Source organism: Leucobacter sp. gxy201 (assembly GCF_051043335.1).
Classification (GTDB): Bacteria; Actinomycetota; Actinomycetes; order Actinomycetales; family Microbacteriaceae; genus Leucobacter.
In genome coordinates, this window is sequence record NZ_JAMXWS010000001.1 from 588692 (window position 1) to 607553 (window position 18862).

Below are 18862 nucleotides of genomic sequence, written 5' to 3' on the forward strand. Positions count from 1 at the left end.
AAGGGCACGCTTTCATGCGACGCACCATTATTCATCGATCATCGACCGACACCATCGCGACCCGCGCCACCATCGCGACCCGCGCCACCATCGCGACCCGCGCCACCATCGCGACCCGCGCCACCATCGCGACCCGCGCCACCATCGCGACCCGCACCACCATCGTGGCCCTCGCCGCCGGAGCGCTCGCGCTCACCGGCTGCGCGAGCAGCTCCGGCGACACCGCCAATGCATCGAGCCCGGGCGGCGACCTCGCAAAGGTCTCCTTCGCGCTCGACTGGGCACCGAACACCGGCCACGTCGGCCTCTACGTCGCCGACGAACTCGGCTACTTCGAAGAGGCCGGCCTCGACGTCGAGATCCTGCCCTACGGCTCGACCCCGGCCACCCAGCTCGTCTCGGCGGGCGAAGCCGACTTCGGCATCGGCGGCCAGTCGCAGGTGCAGATGGGCCGCACCTCGGGCCTCGACCTCGTCTCGGTCTACCGCACCACCCAGACCGACACCGGCCGCATCGTCACCCTCGCAGGCCGCGATGACATCACCCGCCCCGCAGACCTCGACGGCCTCGTCTTCGGCGGCTTCGGCGCCCCGCTCTACACCGCCCTCGCGAAGGGCACCATCGAGGGCGACGGCGGCACCGGCGACTTCGAAGAGGTCGCCCTCGACACCGGCGCCTACGAGGCGCTCTCGCAGGGCCGCATCGACTTCACGCTCTCGGTCTCGACATGGGAGAACGTGCAAGCGAAGCTCGACGGCCACCCCTACCAGGAGTTCCGCTACCAGGACTTCGGGGTGCCCGACCAGCAGGGCGGCGGCATCGTCTCGAGCGAGGCCTACCTCGACGCGCACCCCGACGAAGCGAAGGCCTTCGTGCACGCGATCGCCCGCGGGTACGCCTACGCCGACGAGCACCCCGACGAGGCGGCCGAACTGCTCCTCAAAGCGAACCCCGACACGCTCGGCAAGTCGAAGGAGCTCGTGCGCGCGAGCATGCAGCTCATCGCCGACGAGGGCTACTTCCGGGCCGACGGGCTCGAGATCGGGGCCGCGAACCCCGCCTTCTGGGACGAGTTCGGTACCTTCCTGCTCGACGGCGGCTTCCTCGTCGACGCGAACGGCGAGAAGCTCACCGAGCAGCCCGACTGGAGCGAGTACTACACCGACGAGTACCTCGGGTGAGCGAAGCGGCCACGCTTCCGCGCGGGCGGGCGAGGGCCGGCGTCATCGTGCCGCCGATCCTCGCCTTCGTCGCGCTGCTCGCGATCTGGCAGGCCGTCTCGACCGCGGGGCTCGTGCCCGCCGACATGCTGCCCGCGCCCACCCGCATCGCCTCCGCCGGAGCAGCCGAGAGCGACGTGCTGCTGCGCCACGCCATCCCGACCCTCACCGCGACGATCACCGGCTTCGCCCTCTCCGTGACGGTCGCGTTCATCACAGCGACACTGCTCGACTTCTCGCTCGTCATGCGCCGCGCGCTCCTGCCGCTCCTCATCACGAGCCAGACGCTGCCGCTCATCGCGCTCGCCCCGCTCGTCGTGCTCTGGTTCGGCTTCGGTCTGCTGCCGAAGGTGCTGCTCGTCGCGTTCGTCACCTTCTTCCCGATGGTCGTCGGGTTCTTGCGCGGCTTCGCGTCGGCCGACCCCGAGGCCGAGCATCTGCTGCGCTCGATGGGGGCCGACCGGGGCAAGATCTTCCGCATGGTGCGCCTCCCGGCCGCGACCGACTCCTTCTTCTCATCGCTGCGCATCTCGATCACCTACGCCGTCGTCGGCGCCATCTTCGCCGAGTACGCGGGCGCTGTTTCTGGCCTCGGCGTGTACATGCTCACCATGAAGAACGTCTTTCGCACCGACCTCGTGCTCGCCGCGGTCGTCGTGAGCACCGTGCTCACGCTCGGGCTCTACGGCACGGTCGCGCTCATCGAGCGTCTCTGCGTGCCGTGGCTGCGCATCGAACGGAGGGGCGCCCGATGAGCGGGGCCGGCATGGTGCGACAGGGATCCCTGGCGTCGGCCCACACGCGACCCGGGCCGGGGAGCCTCGAGGTGCGCGGCATCGCGAAGAGCTTCGGGGCGCGGCGCGTGCTCGCCGACGTGTCGCTCGAGGTCGCGGCCGGCGAGATCGTCGCGCTCGTCGGGCCGAGCGGCAGCGGCAAGTCGACGCTGCTGTCGATTCTGACCGGGTCGCTCGCTCCCGATGCGGGGGAGCTGCGATTCGCGGGCGAAGCGGTCGCCGGCCCGTGCCGGCCCTTCGCCTACATGCCGCAGAGCGACGTGCTGCTGCCCTGGCGGCGCATCGTCGACAACGCCGCAATCGGGCTCGAGGTCGCGGGCCTCCGTCGCGCCGAAGCCAGGGCGCGCGTCGGCGAGCTGCTCGAGCCCTTCGGTCTCGCCGGCACTGAGCGGCTCTACCCGCGCCAGCTGTCGGGCGGCATGCGGCAGCGCGTATCGTTCCTGCGCACCGTCGTGCAGGATCGGCCCGTGCTGCTGCTCGATGAACCGTTCGGCGCGCTCGACGCGATCACCCGCGACGAACTGCAGCAGTGGCTGCTGAAGATCTGGGGCGAGAACGGCTGGAGCATTCTGCTCATCACCCACGACATCCGCGAAGCGGTGCGGCTCGCCGACCGCGTGCTGGTGCTGCCGCGCGAACCCGGCCCGCTCATCGGAGACGTTCGGGTGAGCCGCAATATCGCGCGCGGCGACGGCTTCGTCACCGATCCGCGCGTGCCGCCCCTCGAAGCGGAGTTGCAGGGGCTGCTGCGGAAGGCCTCCGGGCGCGCGGGCTGACCGGCCTACTGCGCCCGGAGCTTCGGCTGCTCGGCCGCCGCCCCGACCTCCGGCACCGGTGGTTCGGCGACTGCGACTGCGGCCTCCTCCGGCCGCACCATACGGGCCGATGCGTAGGCGTCGGCCTCGTCGCGCAGCGGAACATCGAAGATGCGGCTCGGGCCGTCGCCGTCGGTGTCGCGCGGCCACCCCGGGTAGCCGTCGCGGCTGAACCGCACGATCGCCCCGTGCACCGCGTCCGCCAGCCGCTGCGGCGGAGCCGGGCCCGCGACGGCCGAGACGCCCGGGGCGTCGAGCCGATCGAAGACGAACGGGATGTCGATGCAGTGCCCCGCGTACGGAGGCTTCTCGCCATGCCACGAGAAGCGGTAGCTCCAGGTCGGGCCCGCCTCGGGCGTCTGCTCGCGGGCCGTCGCGATGCGCGGCACCCACGAGCGGAAGAACACATCCGTCACATAGCGGCCGAGCATCACGGCGGTGCTCGTGAACGCTCCCGTTCGCGGGTGCTCGAGCCAGTGCGCGGCCGACTGCGACGATGCGCCGAGTGCGCGCAGCAGCATGCGGCGCGGCAGGTGCTCGAGCGGCCCGCCCGGCTGCAAGAGGCCCGTCAGCTCGTCGTCCGCCGTGCCGATCACGAGCGGCACGCCGGCACTCGACCCCCGGGACGCGGCCGTTTCGACGTCGCTCAGCACGACCTCGCCGTCGGCGACCGGGCCGATCATGAGCCCCTCGCGCAGCAGCTCGTGCAGATCGTGCAGCAGGTGCGGCATCGCGGGCGACGCGACCCTGCGCTGCAGCTCGAGCACCCGCGACTCGGGGATGGAGAGGAAGCCGGCCTCGTCGGGCGCCACCGCGGCGAGCTTCGCGAGACGTCGGCCCCGATCCTTCGCAGCAATGAGCGACGCATCGGCGATCGCGGGCGACATCGCGCACACGCCGTGGAAGAGGCCGGCGGCGTACGGCACCCCCATCAGCGTGAGCGCCGCGCTGCCGCCCGCAGATTGGCCGCCGATCGTGACGCGCCCCGGGTCGCCGCCGAACGAGGCGATGTGACCCTGCACCCACTGCAGGGCGCACACCCAGTCGAGCACGCCCCGGTTCGGTACGGCGCCCTCGGTCCACCCGAAGCCGCGGAACCCGAGCCGGTACGACAGCGTCACGAGCACCACACCGTCGCGTGCGAAGGCGCGGCCGTCGTACCAGGGGCTCGCGGGCGACCCCGAGAGGTACCCGCCGCCGTGGATCCAGACGAGCACCGGCAGTGCGGCGTCGGGGTCGAGCGTCGGCGTCCACACGTTCACGCTGAGGATGTCGTCGCCGGCGATCGACTCCTCGGGAATCAGCGTCATGCCCACGTGGCCGCGCATCGGCGTCGGCCCGAACCGTGTCGCCTCGAGCACGCCCTCCCACGGGCGCCGAGGCCTGGGCGCGGCGTACCGGTGCTCGCCGGTCGGTCGCTCCGCATATGGGATGCCGCGGAACACCGCGACGTCGGTGCCTACCGCATCGGCATTCGGATCGGCACCGGGGCTCGCATACTCCCAGACTCCGCGCACGCTTCCCGAGGGAGTGCGCGCGATCGGGGGACCGCTATGCTCGCCCGCTCGGCTCATATGCACACAGTAACAGTGCGCACTGCAGTGCCATAGGGATCGCGAAGCGGCCGATGCCCGTGACGTCGTCGCGGAATAGCGGGTGCCGGCGATACGTTCACGGGAAGAGAACGCCGAACCGAAGGAGTGCGCCCATGCGAGCCGCCGTCTACGACCGCTACAGCGAAGATCTCGACACCGTCGAGGTGCGCGAGGTCGCCGAACCGAAGCTGATGGCGGGCAGCGTGCTCATCGAGGTGCGCGCCGCTGCGGTGAACCCGGTCGACTGGAAACTCATGGCGGGCGGCCTCGACGGCATGATCGACGCGAGCTTTCCGGTGATTCCCGGATGGGACGTGGCCGGCGTGGTGATCGGGCTCGGCCCCGATACCCCCGAGTTCTCCGTCGGCGACGAGGTGCTCGCCTACGCCCGCAAGGACGTGCTGCAGCACGGCACCTTCGCCGAGCGCATCGCGGTCTCGGCGCACGCCGTCGCCCGTAAACCCGCGAGCCTTTCGTGGGAGCAGGCGGCCGGGCTGCCGCTCGCCGGCGGCACCGCATTGCGCGCGATCGATGCGCTTGGCGACGTCACGGGCCGCACGGTGCTCGTACATGCGGCGGCGGGCGGCGTCGGCGGATTCGCCGCCCAGATCGCGGTCAGCCGCGGCGCCCGCGTCATCGGCACGGCCTCCGAGCGCAATCACGACTACCTGCAACGCCTGAACATCGCACCCGTCGCCTACGGTGACGGCCTCGCCGAACGCGTCATCGCCCTCGCCGGCGGCCCGGTAGATGCGGTCGCCGACTTCGTGGGCGGCCAGCTCGAGACGACACTCGCGGTGCTGCGCGACGGCGGCCCGCACGTCTCGGTCGCCGACCCGACCGTCGCCGCTCACGGCGGGCGATGGATCTGGGTGCGCCCCGACGGCGCGGAGACGGCGCGGCTCGCCGCCCTCGCCGAGTCGGGGCAGCTGTGGGTCGAGATCGCCGAAGTGTTTCCGCTCGAGCGGGTCGCCGACGCCTTCCGCGCGAGCCGGACCGGGCACACGCGCGGCAAGCTGATCGTCGTACCGTGACGGGTGCCCTCGCCCTCTCGCGGATGTCGGCGCGAAGGCCTATCGTGGCGGGTATGAACGCTCTCGAGGTACTCATCGATGTCGCCGGCCGGCCGAAGTTCGCTGCGGAGATGCTGCGGGGCCGCCTGACGCCCGAGCTGCTGAACGCCCACCCGCACCACGACAACTCGATCGCCTGGCTGCTGTGGCACTCGGCTCGCGAGATCGACGAGCAGCTCGCCGACATCACGGGCGGCGAGACCGTATGGGTGCGAGACGGCATGGCCGACCGGTTCGGCTTCGCGGTGGAACCGGGGGAGCACGGCTACGGGCACAGCCCCGAGCGCGCCCGTCAGATCGTATGCGACGACGCCGACCTGCTGATCGACCACCTCATCGCCGTGATCGACGCGCAGATCGCCGTACTCGAGTCGCTCGACGAGGCCGAGCTCTCGCGCATCGTCGACGAGCGGTGGGACCCGCCGGTCTCGCTCGCGACGCGCATGACGAGCATGTCGCTCGACGCGCTCGAGCACGTCGCTCAGGCGATGTACATCGCCGGCATGGGCGCTGACGCGTTCGAGTAGGGTCGGGGATCTCCCGGCTACCTGCGGAGAGCCTCGACCGATGATCCCTGGACGCATGCACCGTGCGCATTGCAGACTCATCGCATTTGCAATGGCGCGACCCCGCACCCAGTGTGGAACGTGGTAACTGCTGACCCGAAATGACGGAGTTGATACTTGTGAGCTCAGACGAGCACACCGATTTCCAGGCGTTCCCGGACCATCCGGACCTGCCGGAGACCGTGCATCTGCACGAAGCCGTGCAGATCGCCGACGACGACAGCGACGAGCGGATCAGCGCGAAGCTGCGCACGCACGGCGTGCACATCGGCCGCGGCATGATCTCACCGCGCGTCTTCTGGCCGGCGCTCATCGTCATCGTCGCCCTCGTGGCGTTCGCGATCCTGCTCCCCAACAGTGCCGAGCGCACGTTCAGCGCGGTGCAGGGCTGGATCGTCACGAACCTCGGCTGGTACTACATGCTCGCGGTGGCTCTGTTTATCGGTATCGCGGCCTTCATCGGCTTCTCGCGCCTGGGCCGCATCCGCCTCGGTCGCGACGACGATACGCCCGAGTTCGGCCTGCTCTCGTGGTTCTCCATGCTCTTCGCCGCGGGCATGGGCATCGGGCTCGTCTTCTACGGCGTCGGCGAACCGCTCACCTATGCGACGGTCTCGCCGAAGCCCGGTTGGAGCGGCGACCAAGCCGAGATCTCCGGGCTCGCCATGGCGCAGACCTTCGTGCACTGGGGAATCCACCCCTGGTCGATCTACGCGGTCATCGGTCTGGCGATCGCCTACGCGATCCACCGCCGCGGGCGCCCCGTCTCCATCCGCTGGGCGCTCGAGCCGCTCTTCGGCGAGCGCGTGAAGGGCTGGACGGGCGACATCATCGACATCCTCGCCGTGCTGGGCACGATGTTCGGCGTCGCGACCTCCCTGGGCCTCGGCGTGCAGCAGATCTCGGCGGGCATGGCCGAGATCGGCATCGTAGACCGCGTCGACAACACGATCCTGGTCGTGCTCATCATCATCGTGTCGCTGCTCGCCATGCTCTCGGTGATCAGCGGCATCGGCGCCGGCATGAAGTGGCTGTCGAACATCAACCTCTCGCTCGCCGGCCTGCTGCTCGTCAGTCTGCTGCTGCTCGGCCCGACCCTCTTCCTGGTGCAGAACTTCACCGAGTCGATCGGGGTCTACCTTGCGAACTTCATGGGCATGACGTTCGACGTCGGCGCCTTCCAGCGCGGCGAGGCGACGAGCTGGTTCGAGAGCTGGACCATCTTCTACTGGGGCTGGTGGATCTCATGGTCGCCGTTCGTCGGCATCTTCATCGCGCGGATCTCGCGCGGACGCACCATCCGCCAGTTCATCGCGGGCGTCATGCTCGTGCCCACCCTCGTCGGCATGCTCTGGTTCTCGGTGCTCGGCGGCACCGGCATCTTCCGCCAGTTCTTCGGCGAGGGCGATCTGGTCACCGATGGCGAGGTGAACGTCGACAGCGTGCTGTTCAAGATCCTCGGCGACCTGCCGTTCGGCACCATCTTCTCCGTCATCGGCATTCTGCTCGTCGCCATCTTCTTCATCACCTCATCGGACTCCGGCTCGCTCGTCGTCGACATGCTCGCCTCGGGCGGCCACCCCAACCCGCCGACCTGGTCGCGCGTGCTCTGGTCGCTGCTCGAGGGCGCCGTCGCGATCGCCCTGCTGCTCGCGGGCGGGCTGAAGTCGCTGCAGGCCGCCGCACTCGCGACGGCCCTGCCGTTCAGCGTGATCCTCATCCTCATGGGCGTCGCGACGATCAAGGCGCTGCGCATCGACGACCAGGTGCTCGAACGCTTCGAACGCAGGCAGCGCCTCGAACGGGTGACCGAGCACATCACGTCGCACTGGGCGAACACCCTCGGTGACCTGCCCGAAGTCGAGAGCTACGTCGACGACCGCATCGACTACCGGATCTCGAGGTCGCGCGGACTCTTCGCGAACCGCAGCGCATCGAAGCATACGACGCAGAAGCCCACGCCCGAGAAGTAACGCGGCGTTCGCAGCGCGCTACTCGGCGCTCTCGGCCTGTTCGGCGGCGAGAGCGTCGAGTGCGTCGGCGATCTGCGCGATGACCGCTGCGGCGGTCTCGGCTTCGGCGTTGTCGAAGCGGTCGATCTGCTCGACCAGTCGCGCATGGTGAGCCCCGATGGCGCGGTCGATCTGCTCGACGCCCGCCTCGGTCGGTACGAGAATGCTGGCGCGACGGTCGGTCGGGTGCTTCACGCGCTCGACGTAGCCGCGCTTCACCAGGCGGTCGATCACGTTCGTGATATTCGCGCTCGATGTGCCGAGCATCATGATGAGCGCCTTCGCTCCGATGCTGCGGTCGTCGCGCTGCGCCTGCACGAGGTAGCGCAGGGCGCGCAGATCGAGATTCGACAGCGTCGACGAGGTGATCCAGCGCTGCTCCTGCTGGTGCTGCGCTCGGCGCAGATGGAGCACCGCCGCGGCGAGATCCTTCCCCGCATCGCTGCGCGGGGGAGTCGCGTACAGATGCTCCTGCTCGTGGCGAACGATCTTCTGCGGCATCAGGCCCTCCGGTGCGGCTTATTCGCGGGATGCGCCCGCGGCCCGGGTCTGCGCCTGGGCGAGTGTTGCGAATTCTCCGAGGTGGCGGTGCACTGCGTCGAAAGCGACGAAGCGGCCATTTCTCGACTCGATCGTGCCGAGAAACTCGCCGGCGTCGTTTCCGGCCCAGAAGCCGGGTTCCACCTCAGTCCATGCCGGTGGGCGCACAGCCGATTCGGGGCGATATCGGTCTGCAACGATCAACGTCATTTCGAATCTCCAGTGTAGAGCTTTGCGAACTGGGCCAGTCGGAACGTGGCCCAGTTCGTGAAAGATTTCGCGCATAGGGGGCATGAGGCGTCTGCCCCACGCCCCCTATGTTTTGAGTTGCAGCCGCGGGCCTCGTCGCGGGCGCTTCGCGATCAGTCCCGGCGGCGACCCACGATCATGCCGTAGATCAGCAGTACGACGATCGAGCCGGCGATCGCGACGAGCCACGTCTGGATCGAGAAGAAATCCTGCAGCGGCGCGCCGAACAGCAGGCTCCCCAGCCATCCGCCCAGCAGGGCACCGAGAACGCCGAGCACCAGGGTGGCGATCCAGCCGCCGCCCTGCTTGCCGGGGAGGATGGCCTTCGCGATCGCGCCCGCGATCAGACCCAGCAGTAGAAATCCCAGAAACCCCATGATCTTCTCCTTCAGTACGGTGATGTTCGTGCCGTCGTGCCGTCGGGCGGTCGAGCCCGAGCGAGCGGCTACTTGCCGAATGCGTCCTTCGCGGCATCCTTCACGTGCTCTGCCGACTGTTTGAGCCCGCCCTTCGCCTGCTTGGCCTTGCCGGCGACGACCTTCCCGTCGTCGCCGGTGGCTTTGCCGATGATCTCTTCCGTCTTGCCCGCGACCTTGTCCATCCCGGCCGAGATCTTGTCTGCTGCGCTCATGATGACTCCCATCGAAGCTCGAATAATCTGACTATGAAGTAAGACACTCAGTAAGTAGTTTATAAAGTGTCTTACTTTTTATAACAGGAGTATCGCCGGGCGCGCAACCCGAGCGCGCGAGAGTTTTCTGAGAACTACGCCGGAGTCAGGCGAGCCCGTTGGCTTCGAGCCAGGCCTTCGCGATCTCGGCCGGCTGCTGCTTGTCGGCCGTGCTCCGCACGTTCATCTTCACGAGCTCCTCGGTCGTGAGCTTCGCGCTGACCGCATTGATCGTCTCCGAGATCTCATCGGCGACCTGCGCACTCGCGATCGGCACGACGTTCGACGACAGGATGAGCTGCTTCGGGTCGTCGAGCGCGACGAGCTCGCCCGACTCGAACGCCGGGTCGGCCGAGTAGATATCAGCCACCTGCACCACGCCGCCCTGCAGCGCCTCCAGCGTCGTCGGGCCGGTCGCAGAGAAGGCGAGGTCGACGCCGTACGCCTGCTTCGCGGCCGCGGGGCCGTACGGGCGCTGCTCGAACTCGGGCGCCGCCCCGATGGTGAGCGGTTCGTCGACCTGCGCGAGGTCGGCGATCGAGGCGAGCCCGTGCTCATCGGCGAACGACTTCAGCACCGTGTAGGTATCCTGATCGCTCGCCTCGGCGTAGTCGAGCGCCACCAGGCCCTCGGGGAGGGCCTGCTGCAGCTCGGTGTACACGTCTTCGGGGCTCGTCGACGACGTCTCGCCCTCGAGGAACTCGAGCAGGTTGCCCGTGTACTCCGGAAACAGCCCGATGGCTCCCGATTCGACATCGGGCATGTACGCGTCGCGCTGCCCGATATTGAACTTGCGCTCGACCGTCTTGCCGTCGTTCTCGAGGGCCTGCGCGTAGATCTCGGCGATGATCTCGTTCGAGTAGTACGCCTGCGACCCCACGACGATGGTGCCCGAATCGCTCGAGGCTTCGGGTGCTGCGGTCTCGTCGAGCGGATTGCTCGACCCGCAGGCGCTGAGCGCGAGGGCGAGCGCGGCGGCCGAGCCGAGCGCCGCCAAGCTGCGCAGGCCGGTGCGACGGGTGGTGCGATGAGTGGTCATGGTGATCCTCGCTTCGATCGGTTCAGACAGTGGCTTCGGTACGGCGTGCACGGGGCGCAGGCGCGAGCCCCGCGGGGACGGTGGCGCGCTGGGCGAGCGCGAACAGCAGGTCGACGATGAGCGCGAGCAGTGCGACGAGCAGGGCGCCCGCGAGCACCTGGTCGAATCTGCGCAGCGGGATGCCCTGGATGATGGGCCAGCCGAGCCCGCCGAGATTCACGTAGGCGGCGATCGTCACCGTCGCGATGACCTGCAGCGTCGCCGCGCGCAGCCCGCCGATGAGCAATGGAAGCCCGAGCCTGAACTCGACCTTCCAGAACACCTGCCAGCGCGTCATGCCCGTGGCGACGGCGGCATCGATCACGCGCCGGTCGATCGCCTCGATGCCCGTGTAGGCGCCGGCGAGCAGCGACGGGATGGCGAGCAGCACGAACGTCGCGAGGGCGGCCGCGGGCACCCGCAGCACGCCGAAGAGCAGCACGAGCAGGATCAGCAGCCCGAAGGACGGCACAGCGCGCGCGGCCCCGGATACCGCGACGGCGATCTCGCGGCCGCGCCCCGTATGCCCGATCGCCCAGCCGGCCGGCACGGCGATCAGCGCCGCCACGAGGATCGAGGCCGCCGTGTAGGCGATGTGCTGGCCGAGCAGCACCGGCAGCGCATAGGCGCCCGTCCACTGCTCGGGGGCGAGCAGCCAGGCGAGAGCATCGGCGAAGAGGTTCATGCGGCGCCTCCGAGGGCGGCCCGCGCGGGGGAGCGGCCGGGGCGGTGCGCTCGCTGCCAGGGCAGGAGCAGACGGCCGAGCAGCACGAGCGCGAGGTCCACCAGCAGTGCCAGCACGACCGTCGCGAGCACGCCGGCGAAGACCTCCTCGATGAGGCGCCGGTCGAGCCCGTTCGTGAACAGGTAGCCGAGGTTCGTCACGCCGACGAGAATGCCGACGGTCGCGAGCGCGATCGTGCTCACTGCCGCGATGCGCACCCCGGCGAGGATCACCGGGCCTGCGAGCGGCAACTCGACCGCCCAGAACCGCCGCGTCGCCCCGTACCCGGTCGCGGTCGCGGAACGGCGCACGTCTTCATCGACCGAATCGAGGCCGTCGGCGACCGCTCGCACGAGAATCGCGACGGCGTAGATCGTGAGGGCGACGACGAGGTTCGTCTCGCTGAGCGCCGAGTAGCCCGCGATTGCCGGCAGCAGGATGAGCAGCGCGAGCGAAGGGATCGTGTACAGCAGCCCCGTGAGCACGATGATCGGCCCGCGCACGAGCCGATACCGCCAGGCGATGCGTCCGAGCGGAATCGAGAGCGCCACTCCCAGCACGAGTGCGATGAGGCTCTGCCGCAGGTGCACCGCGGCGAGCTCGACGATGAGCCCGACGTTCTCGATGATCCAGTTCATGTCACGCGCCGCCCTCGGCGAGCACGCCCTGCGGGCGCCCGGCCGCGTCGACGACGATGGTGCCGTGAGGGGTGCGCTCGAGCCTCAGCTCGCGCTTCCCGTGATCTGCGCCGATGAAGGCCGCCACGAAGTCGTCGGCGGGGTTCGCGATGATCTCGCTCGGCGTGCCCTGCTGCACGATGCGGGCACCGGTGTCGAGGATGACGATGCGATCGCCGAGCAGGAACGCCTCGTCGATGTCGTGGGTGACGAAGACGACGGTCTTGCCGAGCTCGCGCTGCAGCCGCAGCAGCTCCTGCTGCAGCTCGGCCCGCACGATCGGGTCGACCGCGCCGAACGGCTCGTCCATCAGCAGGACGTTCGGGTCGGCGGCGAGACCGCGGGCGACACCGACGCGCTGCTGCTGCCCGCCCGACAGCTGGCTCGGATAGCGGCCCGCGAGCCCCTGATCGAGCCCGACCGTGTCGAGGAGTTCGCGCGCACGAGCGTGCGCCTCGCGCCTCGTCGCTCCGTTCAACCGCAGCACCGTCGCGACGTTGTCGATGACGGTGAAGTGAGGCATGAGCCCGGAGTTCTGCATCACATAGCCGATGCTGCGGCGCAGCGCCACGGGATCCCTGCCCTGCACGCTCGTACCGTCGATCTCGACGACGCCCGACGTCGGGTCGACCATGCGGTTGATCATGCGCACGAGCGTGGTCTTGCCGCAGCCCGACGAACCGACGAGCACGGTCGTCTGCCTGGCCGGGATGACGAGGCTGAAATCGTGCACCGCGGTCGTGCCGTCGGCGAAGGTCTTCGATACCGATCGGAACTCGATCATCGCGCGGAGCCCCGCCCGTACTTCTCGAGCAGCCGCAGCCACACCTCGCTGAGCGTCGGGTACGCCGGCACCGCATGCCAGAGCCGCGAGATCGGCACCTCGCCGACCACGGCGACGGTCGCGGCATGCACGAGCTCGGCGACGTCCGGGCCGACGAACGTCGCCCCGAGCAGCACCCGGCGCTCGTCGTCGACGACGATGCGGGCCCGGCCCCGATAGCCGTCCGCGTGCAGGGCGGCGCCCGCGACCGACGAGAACTCGACATCGACCGCGGTGACGCGGTGCCCGGCGTCTCGCGCCGCGGCCTCGGTGAGCCCGACCGAGGCGACCTCGGGGTCGGTGAACACCACCTGCGGTACGGCGCCGTGGTCGGCCGTCGCGGCCGTCGATACCCATGCCGCGTCGAGCCGGGCGCCCTGCTGGTCGGCCCGGTCGCCCTGATCGGCCCGTGCGCGGGCCACGATCGCATCGCCTGCGGCGCGCGCCTGGTACTTGCCCTGGTGCGTCAGCGGTGCGCGGCCGTTCGCGTCGCCGACGACGTACAGCCAGTCGACGCCCGCCACGCGCAGCGTGTCATCCGTCTCGAGCGAGGTGCCGCGCTCGCCGCCGGCCGCGATCCCGATCGTCTCGAGCCCGATATCGCCGGTGCGAGGCGCCCGGCCGGCCGCCACGAGAATCTCGGCGGCTCGGATCTCGGTCTCGGCGCGGCGCTCACCGTTGCTGCTGTCACCTCCACGGTCGCTGCCGCTGCCGCTGCCGCTGACCGTGACGACGACGCCGTCGTCCGTGCGCTCGACCTCTTGCGTCTCGGTGCGAAGCCGCACGTCGACGCCCGCGGCCCGCAGACCGCGCGCCACCTCCTCGCCCGCGAACGGTTCGAAGCCGCCGAGCAGCCCGCTGCGCGCGATCAGAACGACCCGGCAGCCGAGCCCGGCGAACGCCGTCGCCATCTCGACTCCGACGACGCCGCCGCCCAGCACGACCAGCGATTCGGGGATCTCGTGGGCGCTCGTCGCCTCCCGGCTCGTCCACGGGTTCGCCTCGTGCAGGCCGGCGATCGGCGGGATGACGGCGTCCGAGCCCGTCGCGATCGCGACCGCCCGCCGCGCGGTCAGCACGGTCTCCTCGCCCGACTCGTCGGCGACGGCGACCTCGCGCTCGCCCGCGATGCGGCCGTGCCCGCGCACGAGGTCGATGCCCGCGCCGCGCAGCCAATCGACCTGCCCGTCGTCGGACCAGCGGCTCGTGAAGTCGTCGCGCCGCTCGAGCACCGCCGCCGTGCCGAGGGCGCCCGTGACGGCCTCCGCGCTGCCGGCGACGTCGCGCGCAGCCTGCAGCGCTCGGATCGGGCGCAGCAGCGCCTTCGACGGCATGCAGGCCCAGTACGAGCATTCGCCACCGACGAGCTCGGCCTCCACGACGACCGCGGTGAGGCCGCCCTGCACCGCCCGGTCGGCGATGTTCTCGCCCACGGGCCCGCCGCCCAGCACGATCAGATCGTAGGTGTCGGTCATCGGCCGCTCCGCCTCTCCGGTTTGCTTCGTCGGGCTGACCCCGTCGGGGCGCCCGTGCTCGCGTGATCTGCTTCCACAATTGCAGAGTCGAGCGGGCAATGTGAACCCCATTGCGCGATGCTGCCGAAACAGTCAGGGTTCGCCGCGGCTCGGCTCGGGCCATGTGAGCGGCGGGTCCGGGCGTCCTGTTCCCTGGCCGAATCCGCGAATCCGAGTACACTGGCTGCATGGGTGCACTGTTTCTTTAGAACGGGACATCGCGTCGAGGCCCGCCTCCGCGATGCGTCCTAGGCGTGCCGCCGCCCGCACCCGATAGCCGTCTCGACGACACCGGTGCCGGTCTCGGCGCGAGCTTCCCGTTCACCTGCCCGTGCGTCCGCTGCGACCCGGGCGATCATGCGGCCCGGAGATGCCTCTCGCGCGGGCCGTGCAGAGGAGTAGGCCATGACCGCCATACCGAACCCCGAACCCCGCACCGCACCGATGCGGCCCCGCCCGCACCGCGCCTGCGAACTGCGCGGCGCGACCGTCAGGTTCGCCGACCGCACAGTGCTCACTGACATCGATCTCGTGGTCGGCCCGAAAGACCGCATCGTGCTCATCGGCGACAACGGCGCCGGGAAGACCACCCTGCTGCGCGCGATCGCCGGGCAAGTGCCGCTCGCTTCGGGTGAGCGTCGGGTCGAACTCCCCGGCGGCATCGCCATCGCGGCGCAACAGCCCGAATTCGCACCTGGAGCGACCGTCGCCGAAGCCCTCGACGAGCTACTGCACGACTTCCGCGACATGGAAGGCGAGATGCAGACGGCCTCGGAGGCACTCGCCGCCGCCCCGGCCGGGGAACAATCCGGCCTGCTCGGCCGCCTCGGCGACCTCACCGACCGCTTCGAAGCCCGCGGCGGATACGACATCGAGCGCCGCGTCGAAGCCGCGCTGGACCGGCTCTCGCTGGGCGGTCTCGATCGCGGTCGCCCCGTCGCCGATCTCTCCGGCGGGGAGCGCGCCCGTCTCGCCCTCGGCGCCGCCCTGTCGGCGGAGGCCGAACTGCTGCTGCTCGACGAGCCCACCAACGATCTCGACGACGCGGCGGTCGTCTGGCTCGAGGAGATGATCGCGCGGCATCGTGGCGCCTGCGTCATCGTCTCGCACGACCGGGCGCTGCTCGAACAATTCGCGATCGACATCGTGCACCTCGAAGGCGGCCGCGCCGCCCGTTACGGCGACGGATACGCCGGATACCTGCGCGCCCGCGCCGCCGAGCGCCGCCGCCTGATCGCCGAATACGAGGCCTGGCGCGCAGAGCTCGCGCGCAGTACGGAGCTCGTCGAAGCGAACGCGTTCCGACTGCGGGCGATCCCGCGCAAGATGGAGCGCGCAGTCTTCGGCCATGGCGCGTTCCGAGCCCGCGGCCGCGACCACGGGGCGGTGAGCCGAATCCGGCAGGCGAAGGAACGCGTCGAACGATTGCAGGCCGATCCGGCCGTGCGCCCCGCCGACCCGTTGCGCTTCACCGCCGCGGTGCTCGGAGCGGATGGTGACGCGAGAACCCGTGCGAATGCCAGTGCGGTCGACCGTGCTGCACCCGAAGCCCGGATGGCCGCGGAGCCGCTGCTGGTCGCTCGGAGCGTGCGCCTGGGGCCGCCGGGCCCGCGGCTCTCGCTCGCCGAACTCGACGTGCACGAGGGCGACCGGTGGATCGTCTCGGGGCCGAATGGCGCCGGCAAGACCACGCTGCTGCGGGTACTGGCAGGGGACACGCCGGTCGAGGGCGGTCTCGACCGACGGCCCGGCCTGCGCATCGCCCGGCTCAAGCAGGAGATGATGCCGGTGCCGGAGGGGAGCGCGGTCGCGCGTCTCGGCCTGCTCGACGCCTACGCCGCGGCGCTCGGCGCGTACCAGGACGACGCGGCCGAGACGCTGCTCGCCTTCGGGCTCTTCCGCCCCGCCGATCTCGAAGTGCCGCTGCACGGATTGTCGATCGGGCAGCGCCGCCGACTCGAGCTCGCCATCGCGCTGTCGGCGCCGAGCGAGCTGCTGCTGCTCGACGAGCCGACGAACCATCTCGCCCCCGAGCTCGTCGACCAGCTGGAAGAGGCGCTCGTCGACTACCCGGGGGCCGTGATCACGGTGACGCACGACCGCCGCTGGCGCGAGCGGGCTCCGCGCGGCGGCAGACTCGAGGTGCGCCCGGGCGGCGCGGTCGTGCGGGTCAGCGAGGTTCGAGCGGGTCATTCCGGGTCGAGCGGATAGGCGATGCGCGAGCGTGCACCGAACGCACCGTTATCGAGCTGCACGCTCGTGCTTTACCTGTACGACAGCGCCAGGGATCGCGCCCCCAGGCCGGCGAAACCGAGTGCGTTGGGCAAGTCGGAGGTCAGAACCGGAGCCGTAGCGCCGCGATCTCGCGGGCGAGGTTCTGCCGGGCGCGCGCCTCCCACGCCTCGCGGGCCGTCCCGGTGCGGTATACGCGCGGGCGGCCGAGATAGCCGGAGAGGATGTCGGCCCGGGCCTGCGCGAACACCGCGTCGGGCACGTGCGCGTACTCCTCGCGCACGGCGGCCGCGTACTCGTCGTAGCGGTGCGGGGGAGCGGCGAAGATCGCGAGGTCGGCGTCGAGCAGCTGCGCGAGCGCGGTGCTCGGGCGCTCGACCGCGCGCGCGGGCTCGGTGTCGGCGATCATCGCGCCCACCTCGGCGATGAGGCCGGCGTCGAGCCCTGCGCGCGCGAGGGCCTCTGCCGCGAGCGCCGCCGAGGCGGCCTCGTCGGTCTCGCCCCCGGCACCTGGGCCCGCCCGCCCGGTGTACACGGCGTCGTGGAACCAGGCCGCGAGCAGCGTCGACGGCTGCAGCGTCTCGCCGCGCACCGCGAGCTGGTCGAGCGACAGCAGTACGTCCTCGAGATGCCGCTCGTCGTGGTAGCGGCGGTGCGGTTCGTTCCAGCGCGCGAGCAGCTCGTCGCCGAGCGCCCGCCACTGCGCCCCGGCATCAGCCCCGGCACCCGCACCGGCACCCGCACCGGCCGTCGTCTCAGCGCCCGCGATGCCGGGCGCCCGGCCGAGCGCCTCCCATTCGCCCTGCAGGTACTCCCGGCGGCGCACGGGCGTCATGAGGCCGCGGTCGATCTGCCGCACCCGCAGCCCGCTGCGTCGCAGCCGGCGGGCCAGCTCTTTCGCCCCGACGGGCTCGGCCCCGAGCGCGATCGCGCGGGCGTGCAGCGACGCCGGCACGTCGTAGTGGTCGAGGTCGAAGCTGCGCCGCGGCACGGGCAGCCGTTTCGCGAAGGCGTGCACCTCGGCGTAGTCGGCATCCGAGACGAGGTGCGACCACAGGGTGCCGTGCGCGGGCCACATCGGCGGGTCGATCAGCACGGCCATGGTCAGCGGCCCCTTCCGTGATGCGCGACTTCGGCGATGCGCTTCGCCGCCGGCTCCGCGATGCGCGCGAGCACCGGGCCGCACACGGCCATGATCATGACGTACGCCGCGGCCAGCGGGCCGATGCCCGCCACGCCCGCCGAGGTCGCGAGGCCCGCGATGACGATGTTGAACTCGCCGCGGGGCACCATGATGGTGCCGGCGCGGATCTGGCCCGGCCTCGCGACGCCCGCGCGCTTGGCCGCCCACATTCCCGTCCAGATCTTCGTGGCCGCCGTGACGACCGCGAGCACGATCGCGATGCCGAGCACCGCCGGGATCTCGCGAGGGTCGGTGCGCAGCCCGAAGAACACGAAGAACACCGCGGCGAACAGGTCGCGCAGCGGTGTCAGTACGGCGCGGGCGCTCTCGGCGACCCGCCCCGAGAGCGCGATGCCGACGAGGAAGGCGCCGACCGCGCTCGACACCTGCAGCTGCTCGGCGACGCCCGCGACGACGAGCACGATGCCGAGCACGCCGAGCAGCAGCAGTTCGTCGTTCGGCGAGAAGACGATCCGGTTGATGAGCCCACCGAAGCGCAGCGCGACCAGCATCGCGAGCGCGACCGCCGCGACGGCGACGCCGACGCTCAGCATGCCGCCCCACACGCCGACTCCGGCGAGCAGCGCCGTCAGCACGGGCAGGAAGATCGCCATCAGCAGATCCTCGAACACGAGCAGCGACAGCACGGTCGGCGTTTCTCGGTTGCCGAGCCGGCCGAGATCGCCGAGCAGTTTCGCGGCGATCCCTGAACTGGTCGCGTAGGTGACGCCCGCCATCGCGAGGATGCCGGGGCCCGAGAACCCGAGCGCCCAGCCCGCGAGCGCGCCCGGTGCCGCGTTGACCACGAAATCGATGAGGCCCGAGGTCGAGTTCGCCCGCAGGTTCGTGATGAGCTCCTCGGCCGAGTACTCGAGCCCCAGCAGGAGCAGCAGCAGGATCACGCCGACGTCGGCGCCGGTCGCGATGAACTCGTCGCTCGTCGCCAGCGGCAGCAGGCCGCCGACGCCGAACATGAGCCCGGCGAGCAGGTACAGCGGAATCGGCGAGAGCCCGATGCGGGCGGCGAGGCGCCCGAGGATGCCGAGCACGAGAATGGTGCCCCCGAGCTCGAGCAGAGTCCTGGTGGACTCCACGGG

General features: G+C 70.6%; 18 protein-coding genes. 7 read left to right on the forward strand and 11 right to left on the reverse strand.

Features of this window, described 5'->3' with window-relative positions:
• Nucleotides 1-14: 14 nt before the first annotated feature.
• From NHL51_RS02670 to NHL51_RS02680, 3 genes are read left to right on the forward strand one after another with little or no spacing between them, the layout of a single operon-like run.
• Nucleotides 15-1181 carry an ABC transporter substrate-binding protein gene (locus tag NHL51_RS02670; protein WP_434141605.1) on the forward strand — a complete coding sequence of 389 codons (1167 nt, stop codon included), beginning with the start codon at nt 15-17 and terminating at the stop codon, nt 1179-1181.
• Entirely contained in the window at nt 1178-1975 is a 798-nt protein-coding gene (locus tag NHL51_RS02675) for an ABC transporter permease (RefSeq protein WP_434141606.1), read from the forward strand. Before NHL51_RS02670 ends, NHL51_RS02675 begins: the two co-directional genes overlap by 4 nt.
• Nucleotides 1972-2790, forward strand: a complete 819-nt coding sequence (locus tag NHL51_RS02680) for an ABC transporter ATP-binding protein (protein ID WP_434141607.1) — start codon at nt 1972-1974, stop codon at nt 2788-2790. Before NHL51_RS02675 ends, NHL51_RS02680 begins: the two co-directional genes overlap by 4 nt.
• Before the next feature lie 5 nt (nt 2791-2795).
• On the opposite strand, the gene NHL51_RS02685 is transcribed toward NHL51_RS02680, so the two are convergent.
• A complete protein-coding gene (locus NHL51_RS02685) occupies nt 2796-4403 on the reverse strand; it encodes a carboxylesterase/lipase family protein (protein WP_434141608.1) in 1608 nt (535 codons plus the stop codon).
• A 134-nt stretch (nt 4404-4537) separates the two neighbouring features.
• Between NHL51_RS02685 and NHL51_RS02690 the strand changes: the two genes are divergently transcribed.
• The 3 genes from NHL51_RS02690 (at nt 4538) to NHL51_RS02700 (ending at nt 8036) form a co-directional block, all read left to right on the forward strand.
• The gene (locus NHL51_RS02690) at nt 4538-5458 is read left to right on the forward strand and encodes an NADP-dependent oxidoreductase (protein ID WP_434141609.1); all 921 of its coding nucleotides are present in this window, start codon (nt 4538-4540) and stop codon (nt 5456-5458) included.
• A gap of 53 nt (nt 5459-5511) precedes the next feature.
• A complete protein-coding gene (locus NHL51_RS02695) occupies nt 5512-6024 on the forward strand; it encodes a DinB family protein (RefSeq protein ID WP_434141610.1) in 513 nt (170 codons plus the stop codon).
• 158 nt (nt 6025-6182) lie between these two features.
• Entirely contained in the window at nt 6183-8036 is a 1854-nt protein-coding gene (locus tag NHL51_RS02700; RefSeq protein ID WP_434141611.1) for a BCCT family transporter, read from the forward strand.
• Between the two features lie 18 nt (nt 8037-8054).
• Here the strand turns inward: NHL51_RS02700 and NHL51_RS02705 are convergent, their stop codons facing one another.
• The 8 genes from NHL51_RS02705 to NHL51_RS02740 all read right to left on the reverse strand — a co-directional run bounded on the left by NHL51_RS02705 (nt 8055) and on the right by NHL51_RS02740 (nt 14311).
• Nucleotides 8055-8576: a MarR family winged helix-turn-helix transcriptional regulator gene (locus tag NHL51_RS02705; RefSeq protein WP_434141612.1), complete on the reverse strand. Its 522-nt coding sequence runs from the start codon at nt 8574-8576 to the stop codon at nt 8055-8057.
• Nucleotides 8577-8977: 401 nt separating this feature from the next.
• Nucleotides 8978-9241: a GlsB/YeaQ/YmgE family stress response membrane protein gene (locus tag NHL51_RS02710; RefSeq protein WP_434141613.1), complete on the reverse strand. Its 264-nt coding sequence runs from the start codon at nt 9239-9241 to the stop codon at nt 8978-8980.
• A gap of 68 nt (nt 9242-9309) precedes the next feature.
• A complete protein-coding gene (locus NHL51_RS02715; protein WP_434141614.1) occupies nt 9310-9495 on the reverse strand; it encodes a CsbD family protein in 186 nt (61 codons plus the stop codon).
• 145 nt (nt 9496-9640) lie between these two features.
• Nucleotides 9641-10573 carry an ABC transporter substrate-binding protein gene (locus NHL51_RS02720; protein ID WP_434141615.1) on the reverse strand — a complete coding sequence of 311 codons (933 nt, stop codon included), beginning with the start codon at nt 10571-10573 and terminating at the stop codon, nt 9641-9643.
• Between the two features lie 22 nt (nt 10574-10595).
• Nucleotides 10596-11297 carry an ABC transporter permease gene (locus NHL51_RS02725; RefSeq protein ID WP_434141616.1) on the reverse strand — a complete coding sequence of 234 codons (702 nt, stop codon included), beginning with the start codon at nt 11295-11297 and terminating at the stop codon, nt 10596-10598.
• Entirely contained in the window at nt 11294-11974 is a 681-nt protein-coding gene (locus NHL51_RS02730) for an ABC transporter permease (protein ID WP_434141617.1), read from the reverse strand. Before NHL51_RS02730 ends, NHL51_RS02725 begins: the two co-directional genes overlap by 4 nt.
• A gap of 1 nt (nt 11975) precedes the next feature.
• On the reverse strand, nt 11976-12797 hold the full coding sequence (locus NHL51_RS02735) for an ABC transporter ATP-binding protein (protein WP_434141618.1): 822 nt from the start codon (nt 12795-12797) through the stop codon (nt 11976-11978).
• Nucleotides 12794-14311: a dihydrolipoyl dehydrogenase family protein gene (locus tag NHL51_RS02740; protein ID WP_434141619.1), complete on the reverse strand. Its 1518-nt coding sequence runs from the start codon at nt 14309-14311 to the stop codon at nt 12794-12796. The genes NHL51_RS02735 and NHL51_RS02740 overlap by 4 nt, the downstream gene beginning before the upstream one ends.
• 444 nt (nt 14312-14755) lie before the next feature.
• Here NHL51_RS02740 and NHL51_RS02745 point away from each other — a divergent pair, with 444 nt between their 5' ends.
• Nucleotides 14756-16561 (forward strand): ABC-F family ATP-binding cassette domain-containing protein, encoded by a 1806-nt coding sequence (locus NHL51_RS02745; RefSeq protein ID WP_434141620.1) that lies wholly within the window; start codon nt 14756-14758, stop codon nt 16559-16561.
• Between the two features lie 124 nt (nt 16562-16685).
• Here the strand turns inward: NHL51_RS02745 and NHL51_RS02750 are convergent, their stop codons facing one another.
• On the reverse strand, nt 16686-17684 hold the full coding sequence (locus NHL51_RS02750) for a DUF4031 domain-containing protein (protein ID WP_434141621.1): 999 nt from the start codon (nt 17682-17684) through the stop codon (nt 16686-16688).
• A gap of 2 nt (nt 17685-17686) precedes the next feature.
• Nucleotides 17687-18859: a cation:proton antiporter gene (locus tag NHL51_RS02755; RefSeq protein WP_434141622.1), complete on the reverse strand. Its 1173-nt coding sequence runs from the start codon at nt 18857-18859 to the stop codon at nt 17687-17689.
• Between the last annotated feature and the right edge of the window lie 3 nt (nt 18860-18862).